Annotated in this window: 1 protein-coding gene and 1 pseudogene; both read left to right on the top strand. The window is 35.0% G+C overall.

Annotation, left to right across the window (positions count from 1 at the left end; translation table 11 throughout):
- Nucleotides 1–37: 37 nt before the first annotated feature.
- Nucleotides 38–172 (top strand): annotated as a pseudogene (locus tag EHV10_RS15475) (transposase); the annotation flags it as partial.
- 1 nt (nucleotide 173) lies between these two features.
- The coding region (locus tag EHV10_RS14445) for a transposase (RefSeq protein WP_148092621.1) at nucleotides 174–566 on the top strand (393 nt) is incomplete at its 5' end.
- Nucleotides 567–627 lie beyond the last annotated feature (61 nt).

The following is a 627-nucleotide window of genomic DNA, read 5'->3' as shown; positions in this document are numbered from 1 at the left end:
ACGTGTTGTCTGTAAAGTTGAAAAACCTGAAAACCAAATGACTTACATGTATACATTCATTGTTACAAACATGGAGTCATCCCCTGAATATCTTATCAAGTTCTATTGCAAAAGAGGCTTGATGGAAAACTTCATAAAGGAAAGCAAAACAGGTTTTGACTTTGCTTCTGTANTATACATTCATTGTTACAAACATGGAATCATCCCCTGAATATCTTATCAAGTTCTATTGCAAAAGAGGCTTGATGGAAAACTTCATAAAGGAAAGCAAAACAGGTTTTGACTTTGCTTCTGTAAGCAGTCATACAAGAGTTGTAAATGCCAACAGGCTTCAAATACATGCACTTGCTTATAACATATTTAATTGGTTTAGACGATTGGCGTTATCTGCAAATATGAGAAAACAACGCATTGATACTGTCCGTCTAAAACTGCTAAAGATTGCTGCAAAAGTAATTCGTTCAGCAAGGTATATAACATTCAAGCTGTGTAGCAGTTGCCCATATAAGGATGAGTTCTATGATACTCTATCAAATATCAGCAAGCTATGTATACAGCTTGAATAACAACTAATAATGAACCTTGACAGCTTGATAACTACTTGTAAACTCTACCTAGGGGAAGTCT

Origin of the sequence: Lachnoanaerobaculum gingivalis (assembly GCF_003862475.1) — a bacterium.
In the GTDB taxonomy this organism is placed as follows: domain Bacteria; phylum Bacillota; class Clostridia; order Lachnospirales; family Lachnospiraceae; genus Lachnoanaerobaculum; species Lachnoanaerobaculum gingivalis.
This window is presented reverse-complemented; position numbering and strand designations above follow the sequence as displayed.